At 70.1% G+C, this 26,649-nt stretch carries 20 protein-coding genes; 13 read left to right on the top strand and 7 right to left on the bottom strand.

The annotated features are described in order from the left end of the window. The first annotated feature begins 77 nt into the window (after nucleotides 1-77). Nucleotides 78-992: an alpha/beta fold hydrolase gene (locus DL991_RS04555; RefSeq protein WP_125781259.1), complete on the top strand. Its 915-nt coding sequence runs from the start codon at nucleotides 78-80 to the stop codon at nucleotides 990-992. A 169-nt stretch (nucleotides 993-1,161) separates the two neighbouring features. Here DL991_RS04555 and mftD read toward each other — a convergent pair whose 3' ends face one another. From mftD to mftA, 6 genes are read right to left on the bottom strand one after another with little or no spacing between them, the layout of a single operon-like run. Next, nucleotides 1,162-2,322, bottom strand: coding sequence for a pre-mycofactocin synthase MftD (gene mftD, locus DL991_RS04550; protein WP_125781257.1), 1,161 nt, complete (start codon nucleotides 2,320-2,322; stop codon nucleotides 1,162-1,164). Nucleotides 2,323-2,324: 2 nt separating this feature from the next. Continuing rightward, on the bottom strand, nucleotides 2,325-3,716 hold the full coding sequence (mftF, locus tag DL991_RS04545) for a mycofactocin biosynthesis glycosyltransferase MftF (RefSeq protein WP_125781255.1): 1,392 nt from the start codon (nucleotides 3,714-3,716) through the stop codon (nucleotides 2,325-2,327). Continuing rightward, nucleotides 3,713-4,486, bottom strand: a complete 774-nt coding sequence (locus tag DL991_RS04540; protein WP_125781253.1) for a mycofactocin-coupled SDR family oxidoreductase — start codon at nucleotides 4,484-4,486, stop codon at nucleotides 3,713-3,715. Before DL991_RS04540 ends, mftF begins: the two co-directional genes overlap by 4 nt. After that, complete coding sequence (mftC, locus tag DL991_RS04535) at nucleotides 4,483-5,676, bottom strand: mycofactocin radical SAM maturase (RefSeq protein ID WP_125781251.1); 1,194 nt, start codon at nucleotides 5,674-5,676, stop codon at nucleotides 4,483-4,485. Before mftC ends, DL991_RS04540 begins: the two co-directional genes overlap by 4 nt. After that, complete coding sequence (gene mftB, locus DL991_RS04530; protein ID WP_370305560.1) at nucleotides 5,673-5,945, bottom strand: mycofactocin biosynthesis chaperone MftB; 273 nt, start codon at nucleotides 5,943-5,945, stop codon at nucleotides 5,673-5,675. The genes mftC and mftB overlap by 4 nt, the downstream gene beginning before the upstream one ends. Further along, nucleotides 5,935-6,039, bottom strand: a complete 105-nt coding sequence (gene mftA, locus DL991_RS04525) for a mycofactocin precursor MftA (RefSeq protein WP_199746336.1) — start codon at nucleotides 6,037-6,039, stop codon at nucleotides 5,935-5,937. Before mftA ends, mftB begins: the two co-directional genes overlap by 11 nt. A 244-nt stretch (nucleotides 6,040-6,283) precedes the next feature. Between mftA and DL991_RS04520 the strand changes: the two genes are divergently transcribed. The 6 genes from DL991_RS04520 (at nucleotide 6,284) to DL991_RS04495 (ending at nucleotide 14,287) form a co-directional block, all read left to right on the top strand. Then, a complete protein-coding gene (locus tag DL991_RS04520; protein ID WP_125781246.1) occupies nucleotides 6,284-7,870 on the top strand; it encodes an acyl-CoA carboxylase subunit beta in 1,587 nt (528 codons plus the stop codon). Further along, entirely contained in the window at nucleotides 7,867-8,046 is a 180-nt protein-coding gene (locus DL991_RS04515) for an acyl-CoA carboxylase subunit epsilon (RefSeq protein WP_125781244.1), read from the top strand. Before DL991_RS04520 ends, DL991_RS04515 begins: the two co-directional genes overlap by 4 nt. A gap of 30 nt (nucleotides 8,047-8,076) precedes the next feature. Then, entirely contained in the window at nucleotides 8,077-8,838 is a 762-nt protein-coding gene (locus DL991_RS04510; RefSeq protein WP_125781242.1) for a thioesterase II family protein, read from the top strand. Continuing rightward, complete coding sequence (locus DL991_RS43195) at nucleotides 8,835-8,987, top strand: hypothetical protein (protein ID WP_158632608.1); 153 nt, start codon at nucleotides 8,835-8,837, stop codon at nucleotides 8,985-8,987. The genes DL991_RS04510 and DL991_RS43195 overlap by 4 nt, the downstream gene beginning before the upstream one ends. Nucleotides 8,988-10,241: 1,254 nt before the next feature. Then, nucleotides 10,242-10,418: a hypothetical protein gene (locus tag DL991_RS43935; protein WP_158632609.1), complete on the top strand. Its 177-nt coding sequence runs from the start codon at nucleotides 10,242-10,244 to the stop codon at nucleotides 10,416-10,418. Between the two features lie 1,148 nt (nucleotides 10,419-11,566). Further along, nucleotides 11,567-14,287 (top strand): LuxR family transcriptional regulator, encoded by a 2,721-nt coding sequence (locus DL991_RS04495; RefSeq protein WP_125781238.1) that lies wholly within the window; start codon nucleotides 11,567-11,569, stop codon nucleotides 14,285-14,287. An 18-nt stretch (nucleotides 14,288-14,305) separates the two neighbouring features. Here DL991_RS04495 and DL991_RS04490 read toward each other — a convergent pair whose 3' ends face one another. Next, complete coding sequence (locus DL991_RS04490; protein ID WP_125781236.1) at nucleotides 14,306-14,572, bottom strand: PqqD family protein; 267 nt, start codon at nucleotides 14,570-14,572, stop codon at nucleotides 14,306-14,308. A gap of 256 nt (nucleotides 14,573-14,828) precedes the next feature. Here DL991_RS04490 and DL991_RS04485 point away from each other — a divergent pair, with 256 nt between their 5' ends. The 6 genes from DL991_RS04485 to DL991_RS04460 form a co-directional block, all read left to right on the top strand. Beyond that, a complete protein-coding gene (locus DL991_RS04485; RefSeq protein ID WP_233598662.1) occupies nucleotides 14,829-15,698 on the top strand; it encodes a mycofactocin-coupled SDR family oxidoreductase in 870 nt (289 codons plus the stop codon). A 92-nt stretch (nucleotides 15,699-15,790) separates the two neighbouring features. Next, entirely contained in the window at nucleotides 15,791-17,299 is a 1,509-nt protein-coding gene (locus DL991_RS04480) for an AMP-binding protein (RefSeq protein ID WP_199753823.1), read from the top strand. Next, the gene (locus tag DL991_RS04475) at nucleotides 17,296-18,552 is read left to right on the top strand and encodes a type III PLP-dependent enzyme (RefSeq protein WP_125781232.1); all 1,257 of its coding nucleotides are present in this window, start codon (nucleotides 17,296-17,298) and stop codon (nucleotides 18,550-18,552) included. Before DL991_RS04480 ends, DL991_RS04475 begins: the two co-directional genes overlap by 4 nt. A 26-nt stretch (nucleotides 18,553-18,578) precedes the next feature. After that, nucleotides 18,579-19,082 (top strand): cobalamin B12-binding domain-containing protein, encoded by a 504-nt coding sequence (locus DL991_RS04470; RefSeq protein ID WP_233598661.1) that lies wholly within the window; start codon nucleotides 18,579-18,581, stop codon nucleotides 19,080-19,082. Beyond that, nucleotides 19,079-20,398 (top strand): methylaspartate mutase, encoded by a 1,320-nt coding sequence (locus DL991_RS04465; protein ID WP_125781230.1) that lies wholly within the window; start codon nucleotides 19,079-19,081, stop codon nucleotides 20,396-20,398. Before DL991_RS04470 ends, DL991_RS04465 begins: the two co-directional genes overlap by 4 nt. A gap of 799 nt (nucleotides 20,399-21,197) precedes the next feature. Next, nucleotides 21,198-26,649, top strand: a 5,452-nt coding sequence (locus DL991_RS04460; RefSeq protein WP_125781228.1) for a type I polyketide synthase, incomplete at its 3' end; no start/stop codon positions are given.

Genomic DNA, 26,649 nt, shown 5'->3' with positions numbered 1-26,649 from the left:
AAGGTGCCGTCTTGGCGGCACAACCGAAGTTACCTATCGTTTTCTAGTAACCAATGGTAACCGCATCGGAGGCAACCGTGCCCGGCACACCACCCGCAACCACTTCTCCACGACACAAAGCCGACATCGTGCTACGGCGGATCACCACCAACGGCATCCAAGCCAACGTGGCTGTCACCGGCACCGGGCCGGCAGTCCTGCTGCTGCACGGCTTCCCACACACCTGGCGGCTCTGGACCGAGATCATCGGCCCGCTTGCCGAGCACCACCGGGTCATCGCCCCAGATCTGCGTGGGCTCGGGGCCAGCACCCGCGCGGCGGATGGCTATGACGCGGGCACGCTGACCGCCGACGCCGAAGGAATCATCGATGCCCTCGGCGAACCCACCGCGGCCGTGGTCGCCATTGACGCCGGCACCCCGGTCGCCTTCCTTCTCGCCATGCGACGGCCGGACCTGGTGCGACGACTCGTCTTGATGGAGTCCTTGCTGGGTCCATTGCCCGGCGCCGAGGACTTCCTCGCCGACGGCCCACCGTGGTGGTTCGGGTTCCACTCTGTTCCTGGTCTAGGCGAAACAGTCCTGATCGGACACGAGGAGGAGTACCTCGACTGGTTCCTCGCCGCAGGCACCCACGGTCGCGGTGTACCGCCGGAGATCCGCAACGCCTTCGCCAGCGCCTACACCGGACACGACGCCCTGCGCTGTGCCTTCTCCTACTACCGCGCCCAGCCGACCAGCGCGCGTCAAATCAGCGAAGCCGTGGCAGGTAGCCGGCTCACCATGCCCACGATGGCGATCGGCGCCCACCCGGTCGGCCGCGCACTGGAACAGCAGTTACGCCCCGTCACCGACGACCTCGTCGGGCACCTCGTCCAGGATTGCGGCCACATCATTCCGCTGGACCGGCCCCAGGAACTGCTCCGCCTCCTGGCACCTTTTCTTGCCGCCGACCAGCCCGCCGGATCACGCGGTCACACACTTCCGCAGTAGCCGAGTCATCCCCACATCGGCATGAGCGGTCCTGCTCGTCTGTCGACCGATTCGCGGCATGGGCGGACGACGCATCTGCCTCGGCATCGGGAGTCACGAACTCGCGGGCGCCGGAGTCCGGCAGAGCTGGCCACCGGACTACCGAGCACCGGAATGGCTCTGCGAAGCCTCAGATGCGGAAGTGGGGGGCGACGAGGACGTCGTCCGGGGTCAGGTCGTGGATGGTGGAGTGGCCGATGGCCAGGAGGGTGGAGTCGATGCCGTTGCGGAGGATGTCCAGGACGTTCTCCACGCCCGCCTGGCCGTTGGCGGCCAGGCCCCACAGGTAGGCGCGGCCGATCATGACGGCGCGGGCGCCCAGCGCGATGGCCTTGACGACGTCGGAGCCGCGGCGGATGCCGCCGTCCAGTAGCACCTCGACCTGCTCGCCCACGGCGTCCGCGACGGCGGGGAGGGCGCGGATGGCGGCGGGGGTGCCGTCGAGGTTGTTGCCGCCGTGGTTGGACACCGAGATCGCCGTGACGCCCGCGTCGACGGCGCGGCGGGCCTCGTCCGGGCGGTAGACGCCCTTGAGCATGAACGGGCCGTCCCACTGCTCGCGCAGCCAGCGGACGTCTTCCCAAGTGGGGGGCGGGGTCTGCAGCCACTGGCCGTACGCGCCGAAGAAGGTCGGCGGGGTCTCGCCGCGGGTGACCATGTTCGGGACGGTGAGATCCGGGACGCTGCCGGACCGCAGGTACGACAGCAGCCAGCGCGGACGGGCGATGGCCTCCGGGGCGAAGCGCAGCGCCTCGCGGAGGGTGATGCGCTCGGGGATGTGCGGGCTGCCCCAGTCGCGGGCATGGGAGAACGACCAGTCCAGGGTGGCGATGACGCCCGCCGCACCCGCGTCCCTCGCCCGGTCGAGGCGCTGGGCCATCTCATCGCGGGTGCCGCACCAGTACACCTGGATGAAGGTCATCGGGTTGGCGGCGACGACGTCCTCGACGGGCTTGCTCGCGAACGAGCTCAGCCCCATCGCCACACTCCGGGTGGCGGCCGCACGCGCGACCGCGACCTCGCCGTCGGGGCAGACAGCCTGGACACCGGTGGGGGAGATGAGCACGGGCAGGTCCACCGGCTGGCCCATCACCGTGGTGCCCAACTCACGCTTGGCGGCCAGGCCGGCTGTCCGCGGAGCGAAGCCGACGTCGTCGAACGCGGACTGGTTGGCGCGCAGGGTGACGCCCTTCTCCGAGCCCGCGATCAAGGCGCTGTAGACAGACCGCGGCAGGCGTTTGCGGGCGCGGCGCTGGGCTTCGGCGACTGTCTCGAACCAGGAGTTTGCCATGATCACTCTTTCCGGTGGCGTCCGATGGCGGGGCGTAGGGGGAGCGTCGTGCGGTGGGTCACGCATCCGGCCAGGACACCGCTGCCGTACGCGAGGTCGTCGGCGAGATGGCCGGCGACATAGCGCGCGGGGTCGATGGCGGGGCGTCGTCGTGCCCACTCGGTGAGCGCGGGACCGAGCGCAAGGGTCGCGACGGCCGTGCGTCGGCGCCAGCCATGGCGGAGGGCTTGAGCGGCCAGAAGGGGGAGGGCGAACTGGGTGCTGTACCGGCCGATTCCGAGCCAGGTTTTGACAGCAGCGTCCGTCATCGCCCGCGGCACGGTGTCGACCGGCTGGCCGCCTCGGCGCAGCGCCCGGGCGGTGCTCAGTACTGAGCAGGCGTACGCGGCCGCAGCGAGGCGCGGGCGACCGGCGAGCGCGGCGGCAACGGTCAGCGTCGGCCATCCGTGGAGGACCAGGGGTGGTAGGGAGCCGGGGTGGCGCAGGGTGAGTGGCGCCGCCGAAGTGCCGTAGCGATACCGCCTGGTCAGGAGGCCTACCCAGGTTTCGGGTTCGAGGTGGCGGACGCGCACCGTGGGGTCGTACCGGACGCGCCAGCCCGCCTTCTGCATGCGCCACACGAAGTCGACGTCCTCACCCGCGACGGACAGGGCGGGGTCGAATCCGTCGGCGACGGCCTCGCGCCGGACGATCATGGCTGTGGTCGGTACCCAAGCGACCCGGGTGTTGGGGGCGACCGACGCGGGGGTGTCGCCGAGGTCGAGACAGCAGGTCGCTCGGGTGTACCGGCCTGCCCAGGTGGTGCCGGCGGCCGGGACCACGCGCGGCGCGACCGCGCCGACGAGCGGGTCGGCGAAATGCGCTGCCAGCGTGTCGATCCAGCCATTCGGCGGTACGCAATCACTGTCCACAAAGGCCACCAGCTCGGTATCCGTCGCGGCGAGTCCAGTGTTGCGGGCGGCGGGCGGCCCGCCGTTCTCTTGTCGCACCACCAGTCGCACGCCGAATCGTTCGGCCAGCTCGGCCACGGCGGGTCCGTTGCGGGACGCGTCATCGACGAGGACGACCGGGTATCGGTCCCCGGTGACCTCGGCCAGGCACCGGGCGAGTTTGTCGAGGCGGTCGTGCACTGGGATCACGACGGTCACATCCGGGGCAGCGGTGAGGGGCGGAGGTTCTGGGTGGGCGACGCCCGCGTCGGTGAGTTTGCGCGCGAGCACGCCGGCCGCTTGGGAGCGGACAGGGCCGGTGCGAAGCGCGGCCCAGACGGTCAGGCCCGCCGGAGTGAGGCGGAAGACGCGCGCGGGTGACCCACCGGCCCACCGGTGCGCGTCGATGCGGCGGGCGGAGTGGTCGAGGGCGATCCGGAAACCAGCGGGAAGTGGTGTCGTCACAGGGAAAGTCCTCCGTCCACCGGCACCACCGCGCCGGTCACCCCGCCGCGGTCCCCCTCGGCGAGGAAGGCGATCACCGAGGCGACCTCGGCGGGGTCGAGCAGGCGGCCGATCGGCGCTCCGGAGGCGAACTCCTGTGGTCCGGCCAGGTCGTACAGGCGGGCGCTTTCGGCCAGCATCGCGGTGTCGGTCGAGCCCGGGCTGACGGCGTTCGCGGTGATGCCGGTGCCGCCCAGCTCTACCGCCAACGCACGGATCAGGCCGGTGACCCCGGCCTTGGCGGCGCAGTAGGCGGCCAGCGATGGCAATCCTCGGGTCGCGGCGGCGGAGGCTACGGCGACGATACGGCCGGTTCGCGGCGTCGGGCGGCGGAGGAGGGCCGGGATCGCGGCGCGTGCCAGGTTCGCGACGCCGCCCAGGTTGACATCCAGGACCGTCTGCTCCGCTTCGACCGGCACTTCCCACTGTGGTACGCCACCCGCGATCACGCCTGCGGCGGCGATGGCGACGTCAAGGCCGCCCCACCGGCCTTCCGCCGAGGCGACCGCGCCTTCCAGGCTGCCGAGGTCGCGGACGTCGGCGATGTGCCATGCGACGCGGTCGGCGGTGAGGGAGACCAACTCGTTCTCGGTGCCCATGGGGTACGGAAGGGTCGGGTCGTCCTTGGCTCGGTCGACCGCCAGCACCGCCCAGCCTCGGTCGGCCAGCGCGCGCACGGTGGCCGCGCCGATTCCCCTGGCTGCCCCGGTCACCAGCGCCACCCTGGTCATGGCGCGAACCCTGCCAGTGGGCTCTCGTCGCAGGCGCGGTCCGGCCCGCGCGTCTCGATCGCCACGGCCTGGTCTCGCCCACGCATGCCGATCGTCACTGGCACCGGGCCGCGGCGGGAGTGGTCGGGAGACGAGCGCGGCCTACTGTCCACAGTCGACAGGGCCGCCTCGGCATGGCCCTTGACGCACTCGGGGTCCGGGCCGTCCAGGGGGAGTCCGGTGAAGAACTTGGCCGCCATGCAGCCGCCCCGGCACGAGTCGTACGCCGAACACGACGTGCACGCCCCGCCGGTCTGTGGCCCGCGGAGGTCGGCGAACAGCTCGGAGGCCCGCCACACCTCGGCGAAGCCGCCCGGGGAGCGGACGTTGCCCGCACGGAAGGTGTCGTGAATGGCGAACGGGCAGGCGTACACGTCGCCCACCGGGTCGATGAGGCACACCACTCGGCCCGCGCCGCACATGTTCAGGCCGGGCAGCGCCTTGCCGAAGGCGGCCAGGTGGAAGAACGAGTCGCCGGTCAGCACGTTCTCCCCGTTGGCGAGCAGCCAGTCGTAGATCCTCCGCTGCTGCTCGGCGGTCGGGTGAAGGTCATCCCACACGTCCGCGCCGCGGCCGGACGGGCGCAGACGGGTCAGGCGCAGCTGTGCGCCGAAGCGGTCGGCCAGTGCCTTGAACTCGTCCAGCTGGCCCACGTTCTGCCGGGTCGCCACGACCGAGATCTTGAACCCGGCGAACCCGGCCGCGGCCAGGTTCTCCATCGCCAGAAGAGCCGTCCGGTACGAGCCCGGTCCGCGCACCGCGTCGTTGACCGACTCGCTGGCGCCGTCCAGGGAGATCTGCACGTCGACGTACTCACTGGCCGCGAGGCGCTCAGCGGCGGCGGAGTCGATCCGGATGCCGTTGGTGGAGAACTTGACCCCGACCTGATTGCCGGTCGCGTAGTCGACCAGCTCCCAGAAGTCCGGGCGCACGGTCGGTTCCCCGCCGCCGACGTTGACATAGAACACGCCCATCCGGCGCAGCTCGTCGATGACAGCCTTGCACTCCACTGTGGACAGTTCGCGTGGGTCGCGCCTGCCCGAGCTGGACAGGCAGTGCACGCACGCGAGGTTGCAGGCGTACGTCAGCTCCCAGGTCAGGCAGATCGGTGCGGACAGGCCATGCTGGAATTGGTCGACCAGACTTGTCACGGCGTCCTTTCCCGGATCATGTCGGACGAGGCGAGTGCCGCCAGGGCGGTTCGGTAGGCGGGCAGCTCGGCCGGGGGCACCTCGGCCAGCGCGTCCCGGGCGCTCGGTCGCTCATCAAGGCGGCGCACCACTTCTAGCAGCGTGCGGTTCTTGAGGAACGACAGCCGCCGGGTACCGAAGTGGTACAGCAGCGCGCCGAAAGGCTCCTGCCGGACCGATACCTGTGGCGCCAGGCCCCAGGCCGCGTCCAAGTCGAAGTCAGTAGACACCGCACATCGCATCGATCGACACCTCTTCGACAAGAAGATCCTCGATCAGTGCCTCTTCGATGACCGCCGTGCCTGCCAGATCGCCTTGCTCCACGGGTCGTCTCCTCCCTCGTGCACCGGATGTCGATGCCGGTCACGCTATCGGCGCGCGCGGCGATAGCACCCGCATCGTGGGCGACGTAGGGGGTCCCGAGGGGCGGTTTAGGGGGCGTCACGGCCCAAGCGGCGTGGTTGCATGAGTCACCGTCGGCCTGTCCGTGACCCGTCGCGGCCGACAAGCGCCTCGCATCCGGCGCTTCGCTTCCCGGCTCGGGCGGGCCGAGTGGATTGGGTGAACAATGACAGAGACCACGACGTCGGACGCCCCGGTGCGCACCGACCTGCGGTGCCGGATCGACGAGCTCGAAGCCACCCGTGCCGCGCTGCGCGCTGGACCGTCAGAGCAGGCAACCGAGGCCCAGCACGCCAAGGGCAAGTCCACCGTGCGCGAGCGGCTGGATCTGCTGTTCGATCCGGGCACCTTCCGCGAGATCGAGGCGTTCCGCAGGCACCGGGCCACCGGGTTCGGCCTGGAGGACCGCCGCCCGCACACCGACGGCGTCGTGACCGGCTGGGGTTTGGTGCACGGCCGCACCGTGTTCGTCTACGCCCACGACTTCCGCATCTTCGGCGGCTCCCTCGGCGAGGCACACGCCGAGAAGATCCACAAGGTGATGGACATGGCCGAGGCAGCCGGCGCCCCGCTGGTCAGCCTCAGTGATGGGGCGGGCGCGCGCATCCAAGAGGGCGTGACCGCGCTCGCGGGCTACGGCGGCATCTTCCGCCGCAACGTGCGCGCCTCCGGGGTGATCCCGCAGATCAGCGTGATGCTCGGCCCGTGCGCGGGCGGCGCGACGTACTCGCCCGCGCTGACCGACTTCGTGTTCATGGTGCGCGGGACCGCGCAGATGTACATCACCGGGCCCGACGTGGTGCAGTCGGTCACCGGCGAGCAGATCACCCACGAGGCGCTCGGCGGCGCGGACGTGCACGTGTCAGTGTCGGGCGCGGCCGGCTTCGTATACGACACCGAGCAGGAGTGCCTTGATGAGGTGCGGTACCTGCTCTCCCTGCTGCCGTCGAACAACCGGGAGCTGCCGCCGGTCGCGCCCACGGACGACCCGGCGGACCGGCCGTCGTCGGCGCTGCTGGACATCGTGCCCGCCGACGGCAACCGCGCCTACGACATGCGTGAGGTGATCGCCGAGATCACTGACGACGGCGACATGTTCGAGGTGCACGCCAACTGGGCCACCAACATCGTGTGTGGCCTCGCCCGCCTCGACGGGCACGTGGTGGGCATCGTCGCCAACCAGCCGTCGTCGCTGGCGGGCGTGCTGGACATCCACGCGTCGGAGAAGGCCGCCCGGTTCGTGCAGATGTGCGACGCCTTCAGCATCCCGCTGGTCACCCTGGTCGACGTGCCCGGCTTCCTGCCCGGCCGGGAGCAGGAGCACGGCGGGATCATCCGGCACGGCGCGAAGCTGCTCTACGCCTACTGCAACGCCACTGTGCCGCGCGTGCAGGTGATCCTGCGCAAGGCTTACGGCGGCGCGTACATCGTCATGGACTCGCGCTCGATCGGCTGCGACCTCTCCATCGCGTGGCCCACCAACGAGATCGCGGTGATGGGCGCCGAGGGCGCGGCCAACGTGGTGTTCCGGCGGGAGATCGCCGCGGCCCCGGACCCCGGAACCGCAAGGCTCCAGCGGATCAAGGAGTACCAGCAGGAGCTGATGCACCCCTTCTACGCCGCGGAGCGCGGGCTCGTCGACGACGTCATCGACCCGGCGCGGACCCGCGCCGTCCTCATTGACGCTCTGGCGATGCTGCGCGCCAAGCACGCCACGACGCCCGCCCGCAAGCACGGGAACCCGCCCACGTGACCGGCCAGGAGCCGCTGTTCTCGGTTGTGTGCGGGAATCCGACCGCCGAGGAACTCGCCGCGGTCACCGTCGTTCTGCTCGCCATGACTTCCGTCGAGTCGTCCGGCGACGGTGATCGCGCCCGGCCGTCCTGGTCGGGCACCGGCTACCGCCCGCCCGGCGCGTGGGCGCACTGACCCCGTCCATCGACCGAAAGGCCATGACCAATGCGCGCCAGCGACACCACCGCGAGCCCGTGGATCCGGCGGTTCGCACCCGCCCCCGACGCAGCCGTCCGGCTGGTGTGCTTGCCGCACGCTGGTGGCTCCGCGCCGTTCTACCTGCCGGTGGCCAGGGCGCTCGCGCCCGAGGTCGATGTGCTGGCCGTGCAGTACCCGGGCAGACAGGACCGACGCGGTGAGACCTGCGTCGACGACCTCGGCGTGCTGGCCGACCTCGTCGCCGAGCAGTTGCGGCCGTGGCTGGACCGGCCGTTCGCGCTGTTCGGCCACAGCCTGGGAGCCACCCTCGGGTTCGAGGTGGCACGCAGGCTCGCCGCCGACGACATGGTCCCGCTGGCCCTGTTCGCCTCTGCCCGCCGAGCGCCGTCCTGCCACCGCGACGAGCGGGTGCACCTGGCCGACGACGACGACGTGATCGCCGAGATGCGGCTGCTGAGCGGTACCAGCCCCGAGGTGCTGGCCGACGAGGAGATCCTGCGCATGGCCCTGCCCGCCATCCGCGCGGACTACCGGGCGATCGAGACCTACCGGTATCCGGCCGGGCCCGGCCTCACCTGCCCGGTAGTCGTGCTGACCGGCGACGATGACCCGCAGGTGACCATCGCCGAAGCCGAGGCGTGGCGTGGCCACACCACCGGGCCGTTCACGATGCGAGTCTTCCCCGGGGGGCACTTCTATCTGACCGGGCACGTCGCCGCCGTGCTCGACCAGGTCTCCGAGAGCCTGCGCGCGGCGACGCCATCATGAACTCGACGACGGACCAGGAGGGCGGCCGGGCGCGGATCCGACTGGAGTTCGGTGTGCGGGTCACCATCGGCACCGGCGGCGACACCCTGGTGGCGGCGGACATGCTCGTCCCATCTGGCGCATGGACGCCGCGACCGTCGCGAGCATGAGGGAGCTGCCCTACCGGCAGCTCGATCATGGGAGCGCTTCCCGGCCTGTAAATACCCTGGGACTCCGAGAAAGTGTACGTCAGTATGATACTAAAGTATGTATGAATCGCCGGCCCGCGAGGTGGTCGGCGACGCCACGCAGCACGGCTACTCGCGGGTGTGATCGTCTGTTCTGGCGCCGTGCCGGCAACCCTCTTGTTTGTGGTTGGCGTCAGGGGTTTCCCGGCAGTCGTGCCGAGTGGAGGCCGGTTCCACTGACAGGGGGGTAGGCAGCTTTCGCTGTAGCTGCCAAGGATCGCTCGTGTCAAACAGGGGCTGAATATCCCGATGGAGGAGTGCCGACGCTCGGTGTTGTGCCACTCGATCCATTTGTCAACCGCAGCGATGAGTTCCGCTTTGGTGACATAGGAATGCCGGTAGTGGTGTTCGTGCTCGAACGACGACCAGAATGATTCCGCAGGACTGTTGTCTCAGCAGATTCCCGTGTCGCCCATTGATCGTTTCAAGTCGTGCGCGGCGCAGGATTTCATGGTCAGCGTTGCGGCGAACTCGCCGCCGTGGTCGGAATGCAACATATCCCAGCATGCGGCGTGAGTGCTCATCCCTGACCGCACACAAGTACCTTTCGCCTTCGCCGCAGGTGAGGTGGGTGATGCCGGTCAGCCAGACCGCGTCGAGCCGCCCTTGGTCGAAGTGTCGCCGCGCCAGGTCTGGCGGGAACGATGCCGTCGGATCGCTTACGGTGGTGCGGACAGTGAACGTGCGGGGGCCGATGCCCTCGATTCCGATCCCGGCCGTGATCGCGGCGACGGTTTTCTCGTTCACCGTCTCGCCGTGTTCCCGCAGTTCACTGATCGGCGCGCCGCTGCTGCCGCGACGTCAGTTCCGTTGTCATTGCACGCTTTTTCCACGTGTAGTAGCCGGAGGTGGACACCTCCAGTGGCCGGACCATGCGGGTGATGCCGAACAGTTCGGCTGTGGCGGTGATTCCGGCCCGGGTGGCGTCGGGGGGCAGGTGCGGCGTACTTCATCATCAGTTCGAATCGTTCCGGTTGTCCTGCATCGCAGCAAAGTACGCCGACCTTTTCAGGAACGAGATATCCCTGTCCTGATCGGCGACCCGTTCCCGCAACGCCTGTAGTTCGGCCCGCTCCGATGCCGACGACGGCTCGTCTCAGACCACTGTGGCCGCGTCCACTCGGCGGCGTTCTTCGACGACCCAGCCACTCGGCATTCCAGGGTCGATCCCCGCTCATGGGTGACTTCGGTAATCGTGCGGCCGGTATCGATCACACGATGCGCAGCCTCGACCTTGTACTCGCCGGTGTCCTTGCCGCAGCGGATACCGTCTTCGACGCGGGCCTGGGCGCGGTGGCGGGCTTCGAGAAACGCGATCTGCCGGTGGGAGTGTCGGTGACCGGCAACGGGTAGCGCCGGCCGTGGTGTTGTTCGAACAGCGACATCTATGTCCCGGGATGTGGTTCTCGCGGCGCACGATCACCCGCGTCTCTGTGGCCCAGCAGACCCGTCAAGTCGGCGACCGCGGCCTGCCATCCCTGTTCGGGCATCGTGTTAATCGTGGCACGGGCGTCCAGATCCAGCCCGATCGAGCAGTGCGCCTGAAACCCGGACCTGTGCATTGTCCGCGGTCTTCAGGGTGGCGTCCAGGCGATCACGACCGTCGCACCGAGATCGCCACCGGTGATCCGTGCAGGCTTTGAGTCTGGCAGGGGTGACCACCTGGCCACGATCATGTGTCCGGGTGAATCCCTCGCGTCGCACGCGGTTGACAGACCTGTGGTCAAGCCGACCTTGGTGGGCAGCAGCCGTAGTGCCGCCGCACCGACATGCGAGACGATCCCCGTCTTGCTGACCTCCACAGCTAGCCCACGCGTCCACTCTGGCGTGGTATTCACTCGAAAGTGCTCCCTGGACGGCATAGGCCAAAGGAGCCCGAAATCCTCATCTTTCCAGCTCAGGAGTACTTTTATATCGTCGGACAAAAACACACTCCCTTAGCTGTGAGTGTCGAACTAACCCCATCGTGTTAATCGACGTCTGCGGGCGTCGCCCCTGATCAGACGTCCGTCACAGTCCGCTCTCCTGGGGGTCGGGAGCCGATCGAGCGGCGCACGGCATGCGCCGGCAGCCGAATCCGATATCTGGCGTGACTGAAGTAGATCGAAATCGTGTCGCGATATTCGAGTGCGTTTCCGAACCATTTTACAAGCCCTCCTTTGATTTGTTCCGGCACTGCTGACCTTGCGGAAAGATAAAGGTAGTTTTTTAAAGGAGTCACGCGGCTTCGTCCGATTCGTCCCACCTGGTTAACAGCTGGTGTCTACTGGACGTTTGCGCGTCGCTACCCACGTTGGCCTGGTACGACGGTTTGGGCTACGCGGAGTGTGCGGGGCGGGCTGAAGGCGGATGTGAATTTGCCTGGACAGTGGTAGACCTTTGAATCGTCCTTGGGTACATTCGTCCTTACGGGGGCTGGTCCGTTTCCGACCGATGCGGACAAATATGGGGGCCACCGAACGACCTACAGGCGGCGACACCTGATTGAGAGCGTGCTGGGGATGGGTCTGATCGAACGTGAGGCGGAATGGGATACGCTGGTCGGGGGCTTAGCTGCCGCCGATCGCGGAGAGGGACGGGTCGTCCTGGTTAGTGGACCGGGCGGCGCGGGTAGAAGCGAGCTGTTGGCGGCATTCGGGGCGCACGCGGGGGACCAGGCTCTCGTGTTGACCGCGACCTGCGGCCGCAGTGAGCGCCACTTCGGCCTGGGAGTAATCAGACAGCTGTTCGGATCGGGCGCACTGCCCGCAGGGTGGCGAGGCCGGATCGATGAGCTGCTCGGCCGTGCCGAGTCCGACCTCATGGCGCCCGCTCGCGACCTGGCGGAGGTCGTGCTCGAACTGGCTGCGGCACAACCACTGGTGCTTATCGTGGACGACCTGCACGAGGCGGACAGCCCGAGTCTGGACGTGCTGCTGTACCTGCAGCGGCGGATCGCGACCGCGCCGGTGCTGATCGTGCTCTCCGAGGTGCGGTGCCGCCGGGTCGCGCACCCGCGCTTCCATGCCGAGCTGACCAAGGCCCCGTGGTTACGCCAGGTTCGGCTGTCGACACTGTCGGAGTCCGGCGTCGCCGAACTGCTGCGAGACCGGGTGCCGGATCGCGAGGCGGCCGAGTTGGCTCCGCGCTGCCACCGGCTCACCGGCGGCAGCCCGGTGCTGCTGCACGCGCTTATCGACGACCTGATCGAATCCGGGGCCGCCCCGGTGGATGAGGACGAGCCGGTCCAGGTCGGTACTGCGGTCATCGCGGTTGTGCTGAGCTGTCTGCACCGCTGGGCGCCCGAGCACCTCGCCGTCGCGCGCGGGCTCGCGCTGCTCGGCGACAACACGCCTGCGTCGGTTGTCGCGCGGCTGCTGGACATCGAGCCCGTCGTGGTCGACCAGGTGCTCGACGAACTGTCGGCGACCGGACTGCTCGACGACGGCCGCTTCCGGCACCCTGCCGTTCCCGCGGCCATCCGCGACGACCTCGCTCTCGAGGGGCGGGCAGGACTGCACCTCGCGGCCGCCCAGCTCCTGCACGAGGAGGGCGCGCCCAGCAGAGAGATCGCCGCCCAGCTGCTCGCCGCCGGGGACCCGGGGGGCGCGACGTGGGCCGCCGCGGTGCTGCGCGCCGCCGCGCTCGAGGCCCTTGGCGGGCATGCGCTGGTCGACGCGACCGCGTGCCTGGAGCTGGCGCTGCGGTCGCCGTCGGGGGACCGCGATCGGGCGGCCACGGTCGCGCTGCTGGTCCGGGTGCGCTGGCTGACCAACCCCTCGGCCATCAACCGCCTGCTTGATCCGCTGCACGACGCGCTGGACGCGGGACACCTTGGCGACCGGGACGCCATCGTCCTGTCGAACTACCTGCTGTGGCGCGGCGACGATCGCGGCGTGCGCCGGTCGGCAATCGTCGACCGGCTGGCGGAGCACGCCAGCGACCCTCGGTCGGAGGCCGAGCTGTACTTCACCCGGCAGTGGCTGAGCTTCTCCCACCCGGTGCGCTTCCCGGAGCCCCTTCAGGACAGTGCGCGGAGTGCGCCAACCGCGATGCGGCGGACCAGGCGCGGGCTGCGGCTGACCGACATCATGGTCCACGGCGCGTCCAACGAGGTGTTGGACAAGGCCGAGCAGGTGCTGCTGTGCTGCTCGGTTACCGACACGATGCTGGAGTCCGTGCTCGCCGCGCTCCTGACCCTGGTGCACGGCGACCGCACCAACCGGGCTCTGCACTGGTGCTCCGTGCTCGATGCCGAGGCGCGCACCCTGCTGGCCAAACCCTGGATCGCGGCGCTGGCCGACATCCGCGCGCACATCGCGCTGCGCCGTGGCGACCTGGCGGCCGCCGAGCGCTTCGCCCGCGACGCCCTGCAGACGATGTCGCCGGACAGCTGGGGTGTGGCGATCGGCTCGCCGATGTCCACGCTGATGCTCGCCACCACCGGGATGGGCAAGCTCGACGAAGCCGACCGCCTGGTGAAGCAGCCAGTGGCGGAGTCCATGATGGACGCTCCGTTTTGGGGGCAGTACCTGCGCGGCCGCGGTTACTACTACCTGGCCAGCAATCGGCTGCACGCCGCGCTTGCCGACTTCCAGGCCTGCGGTGACCTGTGTGCGGGCTGGGGCCTTGACCTGCCTGAGTTCCTGCCGTGGCGTAGCGACGCCGCCCAGGCGCATCTGGCGATGAACCAGCCGAACAAGGCCCGCGAGCTGCTCAGTGCTCAGCTCGACCGTCCCGGAGGCAAGTCGCTCCGGGTGGCCGGGGTGTCGCTTCGGGTGCTGGCGGGCACGTGCAATCTGCCCCGGCGGCCGGCTGTGCTTGGCGAGGCGATCGCGAAGCTGCAGGAGACCGGCGCCCAGTTGGAGCTTGCCTTGGCGCTGGCCGAACTCGGTCGCGCCCAGCACGCCCTCGGCGACTCGACCAGGGCCCGGCTGACGGCTCGGCGCGCGAAGCAGGTGGCCAAGAGCTGCTTCGCGGAGTGGCTGTGCGAGAAGGTGTTACCCGCCGACGAGCCCACGCTGGTGGAGGAGCCCGACACCTTCGCCACGCTGAGCGAGGCGGAGCGCAGGGTGGCGACGCTGGCCGCGGGCGGCTACACCAACCGCGATATCAGCCAGAAGCTGTTCGTCACGGTGAGCACGGTCGAGCAGCATCTGACGCGCGTCTATCGCAAGCTCAACGTCAACCGGCGCGCGGACCTACCCGCGGACCTGCCGCTGGTGGCGATCGACTCGGCGTGAAGCAGGCGGGCTCGGCCCCTACAGCTCTTCGAGCAGGCCCGCCGAACGCATCTCGTCGATCCACAGGTGGAAGTCGGCTCGCATGGCGGCCGGGTCGACTTCCCAGATGCCGGCCAGCATGTCCGCGGCGGCGGTCTGGTCGCCGTTGTGCTGGCTCAGTGCGATCCACATGGCCGCTTGGCGGGGCGGACAGTGCACGACGACCCCGGTCCGCCGGGAGCGCAGTCGCAGTCTGCCATCCGGCAGCACCTTGGCAGTCACCCCTGCGACCGCGTGCACGCTCACGAACTCCTCCTCGTCGCGACTTGATGCGACCGTCGGGTCTTGCAGCCCGCTTAAGGCTCTTGGTTTTACGCCTGCCAGTAACACAGGGCAAGTATACGATTGTATATGACGTAAGTCTAGTACGTTGGTATAGATTCCGATGCTGCGGTTCGCGCCGCAGGTGTAGGGGTCGTCCAGGGCTCACTCGTGGCCCATTCGCACGGTAGTTATATCCGATCTGACCCCCACAACCCCTTTGGAGCCGAACATGGGTCGCATGACCGGCAAAGTCGTCGTCGTCACCGGGGCGGCACGCGGGCAGGGCCGTAGCCACGCGGCGCGGTTGGCCGAGGAAGGCGCCGACGTCATCGCGCTGGACGTGTGCGCCGACATCGAGTCCGCCGGCTATCCGATGGCCACTATGGACGACCTGGCTGAGACCGAACGCTTGGTACGCAACGCGGGCCGCAACGCGGTCACCGCGCAGGTCGACGTGCGCGACCGCGCCGCGCTTGCGGCCGCTATCGCCGATGCGGTCACCGAACTGGGCGGACTGCACGCCGTCGTCGCCAACGCCGGGATTCTGCCGATGGGCGCGCACCGGCCGATGACGGCGTTCGCCGATACCGTCGACATCAACCTGGGTGGTGTTTTCAATACGGTGCACGCCGCGTTGCCGCACCTCGGCGATGGCGCGAGCGTCGTGGTGGTCGGCTCGGGAGCGGGCCTGATGCCGCGCACGCCCGAGGACTCCGGCGCGGGTCCGGGCTTTGTCGCGTACAAGTTCGCCAAGCGCGCGCTGGTCGACTACGTGAGCACGTTGGCCGTGGAACTGGCCTCGCGCGGCATGCGGATCAACGCGGTACACCCGACCAATGTCGCCACCGACATGCTGCTCAACGACTCCATGTTCGGCGCGTTCCGCCCGGACCTGGAGACCCCGACGGCCGACGACATCGTCCCGGTGCTGACGGGCATGCACGCCCAGCCGGTCGCCTGGGTCTCGCCCGAGGACGTCTCGCACGCCGTGCTGTTCCTGGCTGGCGACGAATCCCGGCACGTCACAGGCATGCAGCTGCGGGTCGACGCGGGTATGGCGGTCAAGGCGGGGGGGTGGATCCCGCCTCGAAAGCCGCATTCCGGGTAGGGGAACGTAGGGGTGGGCTGAACAAGCGTCTGAGACTAGCGTTCATAACTGGCGATGAACCTTCACATTTCGTCCTGATCAGGGAGTTTCTCGTGCGTATCCAGCCGAACCCGACCTGCCCGGGCGAACTCGTCCACCACCTGCTCGACGCGGCGGTGTCCGAGTCGCCGGACGTTCCCGCCATCACCGATGCGACCGGCACCTGGAGTTACCGGGAACTCGACGCGCACAGCCACGCCATCGCGGTGTGGCTGCGCGCGCGGGGTGTCCGCCCCGGTGACCGGGTGGTCGCGCGGTTGGCGACCACCCGGCACCTGGTGGCCCTGTTCTTCGGCGTCCTGCGGTGCGGCGCGGTGTTCGTCCCGCTCAACCCGGCGATGAAGCTGTTTCACTTGACCACGGTGCTCGCCAACGCCGAGCCCGCGGTCGTGCTCGTCCCCGCCGACGCAGTGGCGGGGCTGCCCGATCCGGCCCGCGCGTGCGCGGCGGAGGAGATGTGGGCGGAGGTCGAAAGCCTGGTCGGCAGGCGAGTGCCGGATGCGGATATCGCTCCGGCCGCGGTGGCCGCGTTGGTGTACACCTCCGGCAGCACGGCCACGCCGAAGGCGGTCATCCTCCCGCACGCGCAGGTTGTGTTCGCCAGCCGCACGCTGGCGGTCGAACTCGGCTACCGCGACAGCGACGTCGTGTTCTGCCGGTTCCCGCTGTCCTGGGACTACGGGCTCAACAAGGTCCTGATGACGTGCGCCGTGCGATGCGAGATCGTCCTCGCGGGCGAGGAGTCCGATCTGGCGCTGCTCAGGCGCATGCGCGAGACCCGGGCCACCGTGGTGCCGATCGTCCCGTCACTCGGCACGATGATCGCCACGCTCGCGCGCCGGGAGACCGACCTGCCGCCGGTCCGGCTGATCACCAACACCGGGGCGGCGTTGCCCGCGGCGACGATCGACGCCCTGCGGGAGTGCTTTCCCGGGGTGCGCGTCGTGCGCCAGTTCGGGCAGACCGAGTGTAAGCGGATCTCGGTGATGCCGGTGGACGAGGACCAGGACCGCTCGCTGTCGGTGGGCAGGCCGCTGTCCGGGACCCGGGTGCTGATCCTCGGCGCGGACGGCGGGGAGCTGCCGGTCGGCGAGATCGGCGAGATCGTCGTCACCGGCCCGCACGTGACGGGCGGGTACTGGCGTGATCCGGAGGCGACCGCTCGGGTGTTCCGACCCGATCCGGGCGGCGCGGGTACCCGGCTGCACACCGGCGACTACGGCTACCTCGATGCCGACGGCTACCTGTACTTCGCGGGAAGGCGGGACGACATGTTCAAGCGCAAGGGAATCCGGATGAGCACGCTGGAGATCGAGGGCGCCGCGATGGACATCGCGGGTGTGAGCGCGGCCGCCGCGCTGCCGCCCGCAGGCGACCGCGACCTCGCCGTCGTGGTCGCGGGCGACCTCGAGCCGCACGTGGTGCTCAAGGAGCTGGCCCAGCGGCTGGAGCCGCAGAAGGTGCCCGCGCGCTGTCACGTCGTCGACGAGGTCCCGCTCACCCAGCACGGCAAGAACTCGCGCCAGGCCTTGGAGGAAATGTTCTACGGAGGCTCCCGGTGATCGACCACACCGCGCTCGCCGAGCGGTTCGGCACGCCCTTGTACGTCTACGACCTCGACGACGTGCGCGCCGCCCGCCGACAGCTGTTCGACGCGCTCCCCAGCGAGGTGGAGGTCTACTACGCGCTCAAGGCGAACCCGCACCCCGGGCTGGTCAAGGCGTTGTGCTCGGAAGAGGGCGGCGCGGGAGCAGGAAAGGTCTGCCGCGCGGAGATCAGTTCGACCGGCGAGCTGGCCAATGCGCTGGCCGCCGGCGTCCCTGCGGCGGACATCCTCTACACCGGCCCCGGCAAGACCGTAGAGGAACTGCGCACGGCGCTGACCCAGGGCGTGCGAACCTTCTCCACAGACTCGGTGACCGACGTGCGGCGGGTCGGCGAGGTGGCCACCGACCTCGGCGTCGTCGCCGAGTGCCTGCTGCGGATCAACAGTGCCACCGCGAGCGCGACGACGGGCATCCGGATGACCGGAACGCCGTCGCAGTTCGGCTTCGACAGCGAGGTGCTGGGCGAGGTGCTACCCGCGCTGCGCGCCGTCAAGGGCGTCGAGATCGCCGGGATGCACTTCTTCCCGCTGAGCAACGCCCAGGACGAGGAGAACCTCGTCGGGGAGTTCCGGCACACCATCGAGCTGGCCGCACATCTGCGCGACCAGCACGGCATCCCGCTGCGGCTGCTGGACATCGGTGGCGGCTTCACTGTCCCTTATGGACAACCAGGTCCGCGCGGCGGGTATCCGAAGCTGCGCGGCGAACTGGCCGCCGCCCTGGACACCCACTTCCCGCGCTGGCGCGATGGCGATCCGACGATCGCCTGCGAGTCCGGCCGCTACCTGGCCGGCGGCAGCGGAGTGCTGGTGACGCGGGTGGCCAACGTCAAGATGAGCAGAGGCCGCGGGTACGTGATCCTCGACGCGGGGATCAACACCTTCGGCGGCATGTCCGGGCTCGGCAGGCTGCTGCCGGTCAGCGTCGCGGTCACCGACGGCGCCGACGGCAGGGCGTCCCTGGTCGGTCCACTGTGCACACCGGGCGACGTGCTCGGCCGCGATGTCGCCGTGCCCGACCTCGGCCCGGACGACCTGGTCGTCATCCCCAACACCGGCGCCTACGGCCCGACCGCGAGCCTGCTGATGTTCCTCGGCAGGCCCGCCCCGGCCGAGGTGCTGATCCGCGGCGGCGACGTTGTGTCGGTGTCCCGGATCGAACACGAGCGGGTGTACGTGTTCGGCGACGGCCCCAGCGCCCGCCAGTAGCTGACACCCCATGGAGGATTTTCAGCGTGCGTGACAGCGATTTTCAGTCCACTGTGGTCCGCGGCTCGGCCGTCGCGGCGGCGAGCCTGGGCACCGTGGTGGTGAGTAGCACGGCATCGGATTCGCACACCTGGAATCTGGTGTACCTCGAGCTGCTCATCCGCGAGCTCGGTTACGATGTGGTCAACCTCGGCCCGTGCGTGCCCGATGAGCTCTTGGCCGAGCACTGCCGGGAGATTCAGCCCGTGCTGGTCGTGATCAGCAGTGTCAACGGCCACGGCCATCAGGACGGCCTGCGGGTGATCAAGCAGCTACGTGGGTGTGCCCGGCTGCGTGCCACGCCCGTGGTGATCGGCGGCAAGCTGGGCATCGCGGCCGGGCTGGACGACGCCCAGGTCCGCGAGCTGATGGCCGCCGGGTTCGACATGGTGTTCCAGGAAGGCGCGGACGCGGGCGAGTTCCGCCGGTTCGTCGGTGCGATCCCGCGCCCCGCCGCCTGGCTGCCGGACGGAGTCGGGGCCTGGGTATGAGCGTCCGCCCGCCGAGCGCCGCATCGGTCGACTTCGGTGAGCACGTGCTCCGGGTGGCGGCGGCGGGAGGGCTCGTCGTCCAGCCGAGGATGGGGGTCAGCGACCCGGCGCGGATGCGCGCGGGTCTGCTGGCCACTCGGGGCGCCGCCGCGCACACGGTCGGCACCGTCACCCTCGACAGCTACACCCGGGTCGGCGCGACCGAGAGCGTGGCGATGGCGCTGCGCAAGGGCGAGTCACTCAACGGCTATCCCATCCTCGGGCACGACCGGACGACGACGTCGGCGATGCTGAATGGCGTGCTGGGCCTGGACTTCCCGGTCCAGGTGCGGCACGGGTCCGCGGCCCCGCTGGATATCTTCGCCGCGATGGCCGCCGTCGGCCTGGCCGCCACCGAGGGGGGCCCGGTCTCGTACTGCCTGCCGTACGGCCGCGTCCCGCTGGCCGAGGCGGTGGCCAACTGGGCGCGCTGCTGCCAGTTTCTCGCGGCGATAGGGCAAACCGGGCTCCGTCCGCACCTGGAGACCTTCGGCGGCTGCATGCTCGGCCAGCTCTGCCCGCCCAGCCAGCTCGTCGCGATGAGCGTGCTGGAGGCGCTGTTCTTCCAACAGCACGGCGTGCGATCGGTGTCGGTCAGCTACGCCCAGCAGACCGACATGGACCAGGACACCGAAGCCGTTCTGGCGCTGCGCCGGTTGTGCCGCGACCTGCTGCCGTATCCGGGCTGGCATGTCGTGGTCTACACCTATATGGGCGTCTACCCCACGACCGAGGATGGCGCCTTCCGGCTGCTTGGGCTGGCCGTCGAGCTGGCCCGCCGCACCGGAGCCGAACGGCTGATCGTCAAGACCGCCGTCGAGTCGGCCAGAATCCCGTCGTTCGCCGAGAACGTCGAGGCGCTGGAGTACGCCGCGCTGATCGCAGAGCGCGCCCCAGGGCCGGTGGACGCGGTGGAAAGCCTTGATTCCCAGACCTACCAGGAAGCGCGTGCGCTCGTGCACGCGGTGCTCGACCTTGACGACGACATCGGTCGCGCTTTGCTCGCCGCGTTCCGTATCGGGTTCCTCGACATCCCGTACTGTCTGCACCCCGACAACGCGGGCCGCACCCAAGCCGTCATCGACGACCGGGGATGGCTGCGCTGGGCCGAGACCGGCGCGCTGCCGATCGGACATCTGGTCGAGCGCGGGGGCAGGCGCTCGATGTCGTCGTCGGGACTGCTGTCCAACCTCAACCACGTGCGCGACCGGTTCGACACGGCGGGCTGGGATCCCGCCGCGCTGCACCGCGACCGCACGCCGGAGCTGCCCCGCTGATGTCCCGCGCCGGAAATTCGCGCCGTGAATCCGTATCCGGCCGTTGCGCCCCTGGTCCGGGTTAATGAGCGTTCTAGTGAGGGGTAAGGCGAAGGTGGCGTGATGCCAAGGTGTGTCGCGAAAGCCACTTTCGCGACGTCAGATGTCCTGAAAGTGGCTTTCGCGACGCGGCCGCTGGGTGGTCGTGAGTGTTTCGGGTCGTTAGAACGCAATGCCACTCAGCTTGAGTTGATCATGAGCGGGGGTCTTCAGTGGCCGCCGGTCTGCTTGATCAAGTCGGATAAGTCACCGGCAGCGGACCCGGCGTGCGACTGTCCACACGGGACACCGATCGGGATCCGTGTGCCCGATTTGGGTGCTTTGCGCGGCTGCGTGCAGGGGTCGTGAGTGGCAATGAGCGTTAGAACGACATTTCCCACTCACGACCCCTTGGCAGAATCCCCCATTTCGTTATCAATCGGACATTCAGTCAGTGAAATGTGTCCACAATGGACGCTCAGGGACGTAACGGCTCCCGTCGGCCAGGGCAACCGAGCGCTTGACCTGCGGCAACCGTCGCCATACATGACACTCACGACCACCCAGCGGTCCCCTGTCCCTTGTGTCCCGCGCCGGGAATTCGCGCCGTAAGTATGTGGGTAAGCACGGTGCCCGGCCGGTTCGCCGGATTCGCACACCCCAGTCCCGCGACCCGGCCTAAGGGCGTCTAGGGGTGGGGCCGGTGTGCGGCCGGCCATACCGTGCGGGGGAGTGGTCCGTGCTGTCCGTTGTACCGCCGAAACCTTCGTGGAGTGCGTTGATGAGCGAGTCCGGAAGCCCAGAAGCCGCCCGGCGGGCCGAGCTGGTCCACCGGCTCGCGGATCTGCCGGTGTCCGAGCAGATCCGAATCCTGCTGGACATCGTCACCGAGCAGGCAACCGCCGCGCTGCACAAGGTGCGCCCGGACGCCGACGCCGCGGTCGGACCGGACGCGGCGTTCCGCGATATCGGCCTTGACTCGCTGATCCTGGTCGACCTGCACCGCCGGCTCGGCGCGGCCACCGGGCTCGCGCTGCCGCCCACGGTCGGGTTCGACTACCCCACCGCGGCCCAGCTGGCCGGGCACCTGCGCGCTGAGTTGCTTGGCGAAGACGGGGACACGGATTGGCCCGACATGGCCTCGCCGCGGTCCGGGGCCGACGAGGACGACCCGATCGCCATCGTCGGGATCGCCTGCCGCTTCCCCGGCGGCATCCGTTCCGCCGAGGACCTCTGGCGGCTGGTCGCGGATGGCGGCGAGGTGCTGTCGGATTTCCCCGACGACCGCGGCTGGGACATCGATACGATGTTCGACCGCGACCCGGACGTCGCAGGCAAGTCCTATGTGGACAAAGGTGGGTTCCTGGCCGACTCCACCGAGTTCGACGCGGACTTCTTCGGCATCAGCCCGCGTGAGGCGCTGGCGATGGACCCGCAGCAGCGGCTCATGCTGGAAACTTCGTGGGAGGCGCTGGAGCGCGCGGGTGTCAACCCGGCCGGGCTGCGCGGCAGCCGCACCGGCGTGTTCATCGGCGCCGAGGTGCACGAGTACGGCCTACGGGTGCACGAAGCCCCGGATGGGCTCGACGGCTACCTGATGACAGGCAACGCGCCGAGCGTCGTTTCCGGCCGCGTCGCCTACGTGCTGGGACTGGAAGGCCCCGCGGTCACCGTCGACACGGCCTGCTCGGGCTCGATCGTCTCCCTGCACCTGGCTTCCCAGTCGCTGCGTCGCGACGAGTGCGACCTCGCGCTGGTGGGTGGCGTCGCCGTGATGGGCAGCCCCGGCATGTTCACCGCGTTCAGCAGGCAGCGCGGGCTGGCCCCGGATGGGCGGGTCAAGGCGTTCGCCGAGGCCGCCGATGGAACCGGCTTCTCCGAGGGCATCGGCCTGCTTGTCGTCGAGCGCCTCTCTGACGCACGCCGTAACGGGCACACGGTCCTCGCGCTCGTGCGCGGATCGTCGATCAACCAGGACGGCGCGAGCAACGGGCTCACCGCGCCCAGCGGGCGGGCTCAGCGCAAACTGATCCGTGCGGCGCTGGCTGACGCCGGTTACCGGCCCGCCGATGTCGACGCGATGGACGCGCACGGCACCGGCACCCGGCTCGGCGACCCGATCGAGGCCGCCGCCATCCTGGCCACCTACGGCCGGGACCGGGAGCGCCCGCTGTGGCTGGGCTCGGTCAAGTCCAACCTTGGCCACACCCAGGCGGCAGGCGGCGTGGCGAGCGTGATCAAGATGATCATGGCGATGCGGCAGGAGACCCTGCCGAAGACCCTGCACGTCGACGCACCGAGCACGGCCGTGGACTGGTCGGCAGGCAACGTGCGGCTGCTCACCGAGGAGATCCCGTGGGAGCGCGCGGAACGTCCGCGCCGCGCCGCGGTCTCCGCGTTCGGCATCAGCGGGACCAACGCGCACGTCATCATCGAGGAGCCGCCTGCGGTCGACGAGGCCGCCGTCGAGCCGGACACCACGCCGCGGGCGCTGGTCCCGCTGGTGCTCTCGGCCAAGAACCCCGCTGCCCTGCGCGAACTGGCCGGGTCGCTACTGCCGGTGCTGGAGGACGGCGCGCGGCCGGTGGACGTCGGGTACTCGCTGGCAGACACCCGTGCCCGGCTCGGCAGCCGCGCCGTCGTGGTCGGTCAGGATGCCGAGACGCTCGGCCGCGGGCTGCGCTTGCTCGCCGACGGCGGAAACGGGCCGGACACCGTAGCCGGGGACTCTGACGGCGGCCGGTTCGCCGTGCTGTTCACCGGGCAGGGCAGCCAGCGCCTTGGCATGGGGCTGGCCCTGTGCGCGGAGTTCCCGGTGTTCGCCGACGCCTTCTCCGACGCCATCGCGCAGGTGGACATCCAGTTGGACCGGTCGCTGTGGGACGTGCTGGAGGCGGAGCCCGGCTCGCCTGACGCGCTCCTGCTCGACCAGACCGGATACGCCCAGCCCGCGCTGTTCGCCCTTGAGGTCGCGCTGTACCGGCTGCTCGAATCCTGGGGGATGCGCCCGGACTACCTGGCAGGCCACTCCATCGGCGAACTGGCCGCCGCGCACGTAGCGGGCGTGCTGACCCTGGCGGACGCCGCCACGCTGGTCGCCGCGCGCGGCAGGCTCATGCAGGCGCTGCCATCGGGCGGGGTGATGATCTCCGTGCGCGCCACCGAGGACGAGGTGCGCGCGCTGCTCGGCGACGCGGCCGACGTCGGCATCGCGGCGGTCAACGGGCGAGACGCCGTCGTGATCTCCGGGGCGGCGGAGTCCGCGCTGCGGATCGAGGAGACGCTGCGCGCGCAGGGCCGCAAGACCAAGCGGCTGCGGGTGAGCCACGCGTTCCACTCGCCGCTGATGGAGCCGATTCTCGGTGAGTTCCTGCGGGTCGCGCGGGTGCTGACCTACTCGGCGCCGACCATTCCGATCGTGTCCACTGTGTCCGGTCGCATCGCCACGGCAGACGAGCTGTGCTCCCCGGAGTACTGGGTCGAGCACGTGCGTGCGAACGTCCGATTCGCCGACGCCGCCGCGGCTCTTGGCGAGCTGGGCGTCGGCACCTTCCTGGAATTGGGCCCGGACGCCGTGCTCACCGCGATGGGCAAGGAGTGCCTGCCGGACGGCGAGTTCCTGGCCGCGCTGCGCCGGGACCGCGACGAGACCCGCGAGGTCGTCACCGCCGTGGCCGCCGCGCACGTGCGGGGCGTCGCCGTCGACTGGTCCGCGTACTTCGCCCGCTCCGGTGCGCGCCGGGTAGACCTGCCCACGTATCCGTTTCAGCGGCGCCGCTTCTGGCTTGAGCGTGCTCGCGTTCTCGACGACGTCAGCGGAGTCGGGCAGGTTGCCGCCGGCCACCCCCTGCTGGGCGCGGTCGTGCCGCTCGGTGGCGACGGCGGTGTCGTGCTGACCGGGCGACTCTCCACGCGGTCGCACCCGTGGCTTGCCGACCATGTGATCTCGGGGGTGCCCCTGCTGGCGGGCACCGCGTTCGTCGAGCTGGCCCTGCGCGCGGGCGAGGAAATCGACTGCCCCGCGCTGGAGGAGCTGACGCTGCAGACTCCGCTGGCGCTGCCCCCGTCCGGCGGCGTCGCGGTCCAGATCGTCGTCGGGCCGCCGGACAGCACGGGGCGGCGCGCGGTCGACGTGCACTCGCGCGTGGATGACGCGGCCTGGGTGTGCCACGCCACCGGTACGCTCGGGCCTTTCGCGGGCGCGTCGGCGGACACCGCGTGGGCGAGCCAGTGGCCGCCCGCGGGGGCCGAGCCGCTCGACGTGTCCGGCCTGTATACCGAGATCGTCGACCATGGCTACGAGTACGGACCGGCGTTCCGGGGCCTGCGGGCGGTCTGGCGTCGCGACGGTGAGGTGTTCGCCGAGGTCAGGCTGCCGGAGGAGGTCGCGGACGCGGGCGCGTACGGCTTGCACCCTGCCCTGTTGGACTCCGTGCTGCACGCCACCGACTTCGCCGGTCCCGAGCGGATGCCCGGACGGACGCGGCTGCCGTTCGCCTGGACGGGTGTCGCCCTGCACGCCACCGGCGCGTCGGCGCTGCGCGTGCGGATCACCGCGACCGGCTCCGACGCGGTGGCCATCGGCCTGGCCGACGCCGCGGGTGCGCCGGTCGCCGAGATCGGGGGGTTCGTGCTCCGCGAGGTCGCCGCGGGCGGGCTCGCCGCCGCCCGGACCGACCTGCCCTACCGGATCGAGTGGGTCCCGGTTTCCGCCATGGCGCCGGTCGGGACGTGGGCGGACTGGGACAGCGTCGACGAGACCGTGCCCGATCTCGTGATCGCTCGGGTGGCGGGCGCGTCCGGAGACCTGCCCGCCGCGGTGCGGCAGACGACCTCCCACACGCTGTCGTTGCTGCGCGACTGGCTCGCCGACGACCGGTTCGCTCGCTCCACCCTCGTCATCGCGACGTCCGGCGCGGCGGGCCCGGACATCACCGACCTGGCCGCCGCTCCCGTCTGGGGCCTGGTGCGCTCGGCACAGGCCGAGCACCCCGGGCGGTTCGTGCTCGTCGACACCGACCGGGCACCGCTCGATGAGGTCGCGGCCGCCGCGGCCTCGGGCGAGCCCGAGGTGATCCTGCGCGACGGCGAGGCCCGCGTGCCCCGGCTCGTCGCGGTCAGCGGGGACGCGGGATCGCCGCCGTGGCCGGTCGATGGCACCGTGCTGATCACCGGCGGCACCGGCGGGCTCGGCGCGTTGCTGGCCCGGCACCTGGTGACCGGGCACGGCGTGCGCGACCTGTTGCTGACCAGCAGGCGTGGCCGGTCGGCGCCCGGCGTGGACGTGCTTGTCGAGGAGCTGGCGGCGGCGGGCGCGCGGGTCCGCGTCGCCGCCTGCGACACCGCCGACCGCCCGGCGCTCGCCGAACTTCTCTCCACAGTGGACGATCTCACCGCGGTCGTACACACCGCGGGCGTGCTCGACGACGGACTGGTCGCCACCCTCGATGAAGACCGGCTGGCCTCGGTCCTCGCGCCCAAGGTCGACGGCGCTTGGCACCTGCACGAGCTGACCGCCGACCGCGAGCTCGTCGCGTTCGTGCTGTACTCGTCCACCGCCGGCTTCCTCGACGGCGCGGGCCAGGGCAACTATGCCGCCGCCAACGTCTTCCTCGACGCCCTCGCCACCCACCGGCGCGCCCACGGCCTGCCGGCCACGGCCCTGGCCTGGGGCCTGTGGCCGGACGCGGGTATGGCGGCCGGCCTCGACCCGGCCGCGATCGGCCGCATCCGCCGCCTCGGCCTCGACGTGCTGAGCCCGGGGGAGAACCTGCGCCTGCTGGACGCCGCTGTCGCCCGCCCCGAACCGGCCCTCGTCCCGGTCCGCATCGACCGTACCGCCCTGCGCTTGCGGGCCGACCTGCCGCACGTGCTGCGCGGCTTGGTGCGCGCCCCGGCGCGTCGGGCCGCGGCCGGACCGGCGTCGACCGAGTCCACAATGGACAGCCGGCTCGCCGCCCTGTCGGCCGCCGACCGGGCAGAGGCCGTGCTCGACCTGGTGCGGTCCGAGGTCGCGGGCGTGCTCGGCCACGACGGCCCGGCGGCGATCACGCCGTCGCGGGCGTTCAGTGACATCGGCTTCGACTCGCTGTCGGCCGTCGAGTTGCGCAACCGGCTGAACTCGGCCACCGGGTTGCGGTTGAGCTCGACGTTGGTGTTCGACTACCCGACGCCGACACACCTGAGCGCGCATATCGCGGAGAAGCTGCGCGGCTCCGCCCCCACCCCCACCC

The organism is Amycolatopsis sp. WAC 01375, from assembly GCF_003947325.1.
GTDB lineage: Bacteria > Actinomycetota > Actinomycetes > Mycobacteriales > Pseudonocardiaceae > Amycolatopsis.
The sequence above is the reverse complement of the archived record's forward strand: the minus strand, read 5'-3'. Positions and strand labels throughout refer to the sequence as shown.

What these genes read in the sequence shown, in the direction of transcription:
- DL991_RS04485 (WP_233598662.1), top strand. Translation starts at nt 14,829, where the DNA reads ATGACCGGCAAAGTCGTCGTCGTCACCGGGGCGGCACGCGGGCAGGGC.
- DL991_RS04540 (WP_125781253.1), bottom strand. Translation starts at nt 4,486, where the DNA reads ATGACCAGGGTGGCGCTGGTGACCGGGGCAGCCAGGGGAATCGGCGCG.
- mftD (WP_125781257.1), bottom strand. Translation starts at nt 2,322, where the DNA reads ATGGCAAACTCCTGGTTCGAGACAGTCGCCGAAGCCCAGCGCCGCGCC.
- DL991_RS04520 (WP_125781246.1), top strand. Translation starts at nt 6,284, where the DNA reads ATGACAGAGACCACGACGTCGGACGCCCCGGTGCGCACCGACCTGCGG.
- DL991_RS04510 (WP_125781242.1), top strand. Translation starts at nt 8,077, where the DNA reads ATGCGCGCCAGCGACACCACCGCGAGCCCGTGGATCCGGCGGTTCGCA.
- DL991_RS43935 (WP_158632609.1), top strand. Translation starts at nt 10,242, where the DNA reads ATGGGTGACTTCGGTAATCGTGCGGCCGGTATCGATCACACGATGCGC.
- DL991_RS04465 (WP_125781230.1), top strand. Translation starts at nt 19,079, where the DNA reads ATGAGCGTCCGCCCGCCGAGCGCCGCATCGGTCGACTTCGGTGAGCAC.
- DL991_RS04495 (WP_125781238.1), top strand. Translation starts at nt 11,567, where the DNA reads ATGGGTCTGATCGAACGTGAGGCGGAATGGGATACGCTGGTCGGGGGC.
- DL991_RS43195 (WP_158632608.1), top strand. Translation starts at nt 8,835, where the DNA reads ATGAACTCGACGACGGACCAGGAGGGCGGCCGGGCGCGGATCCGACTG.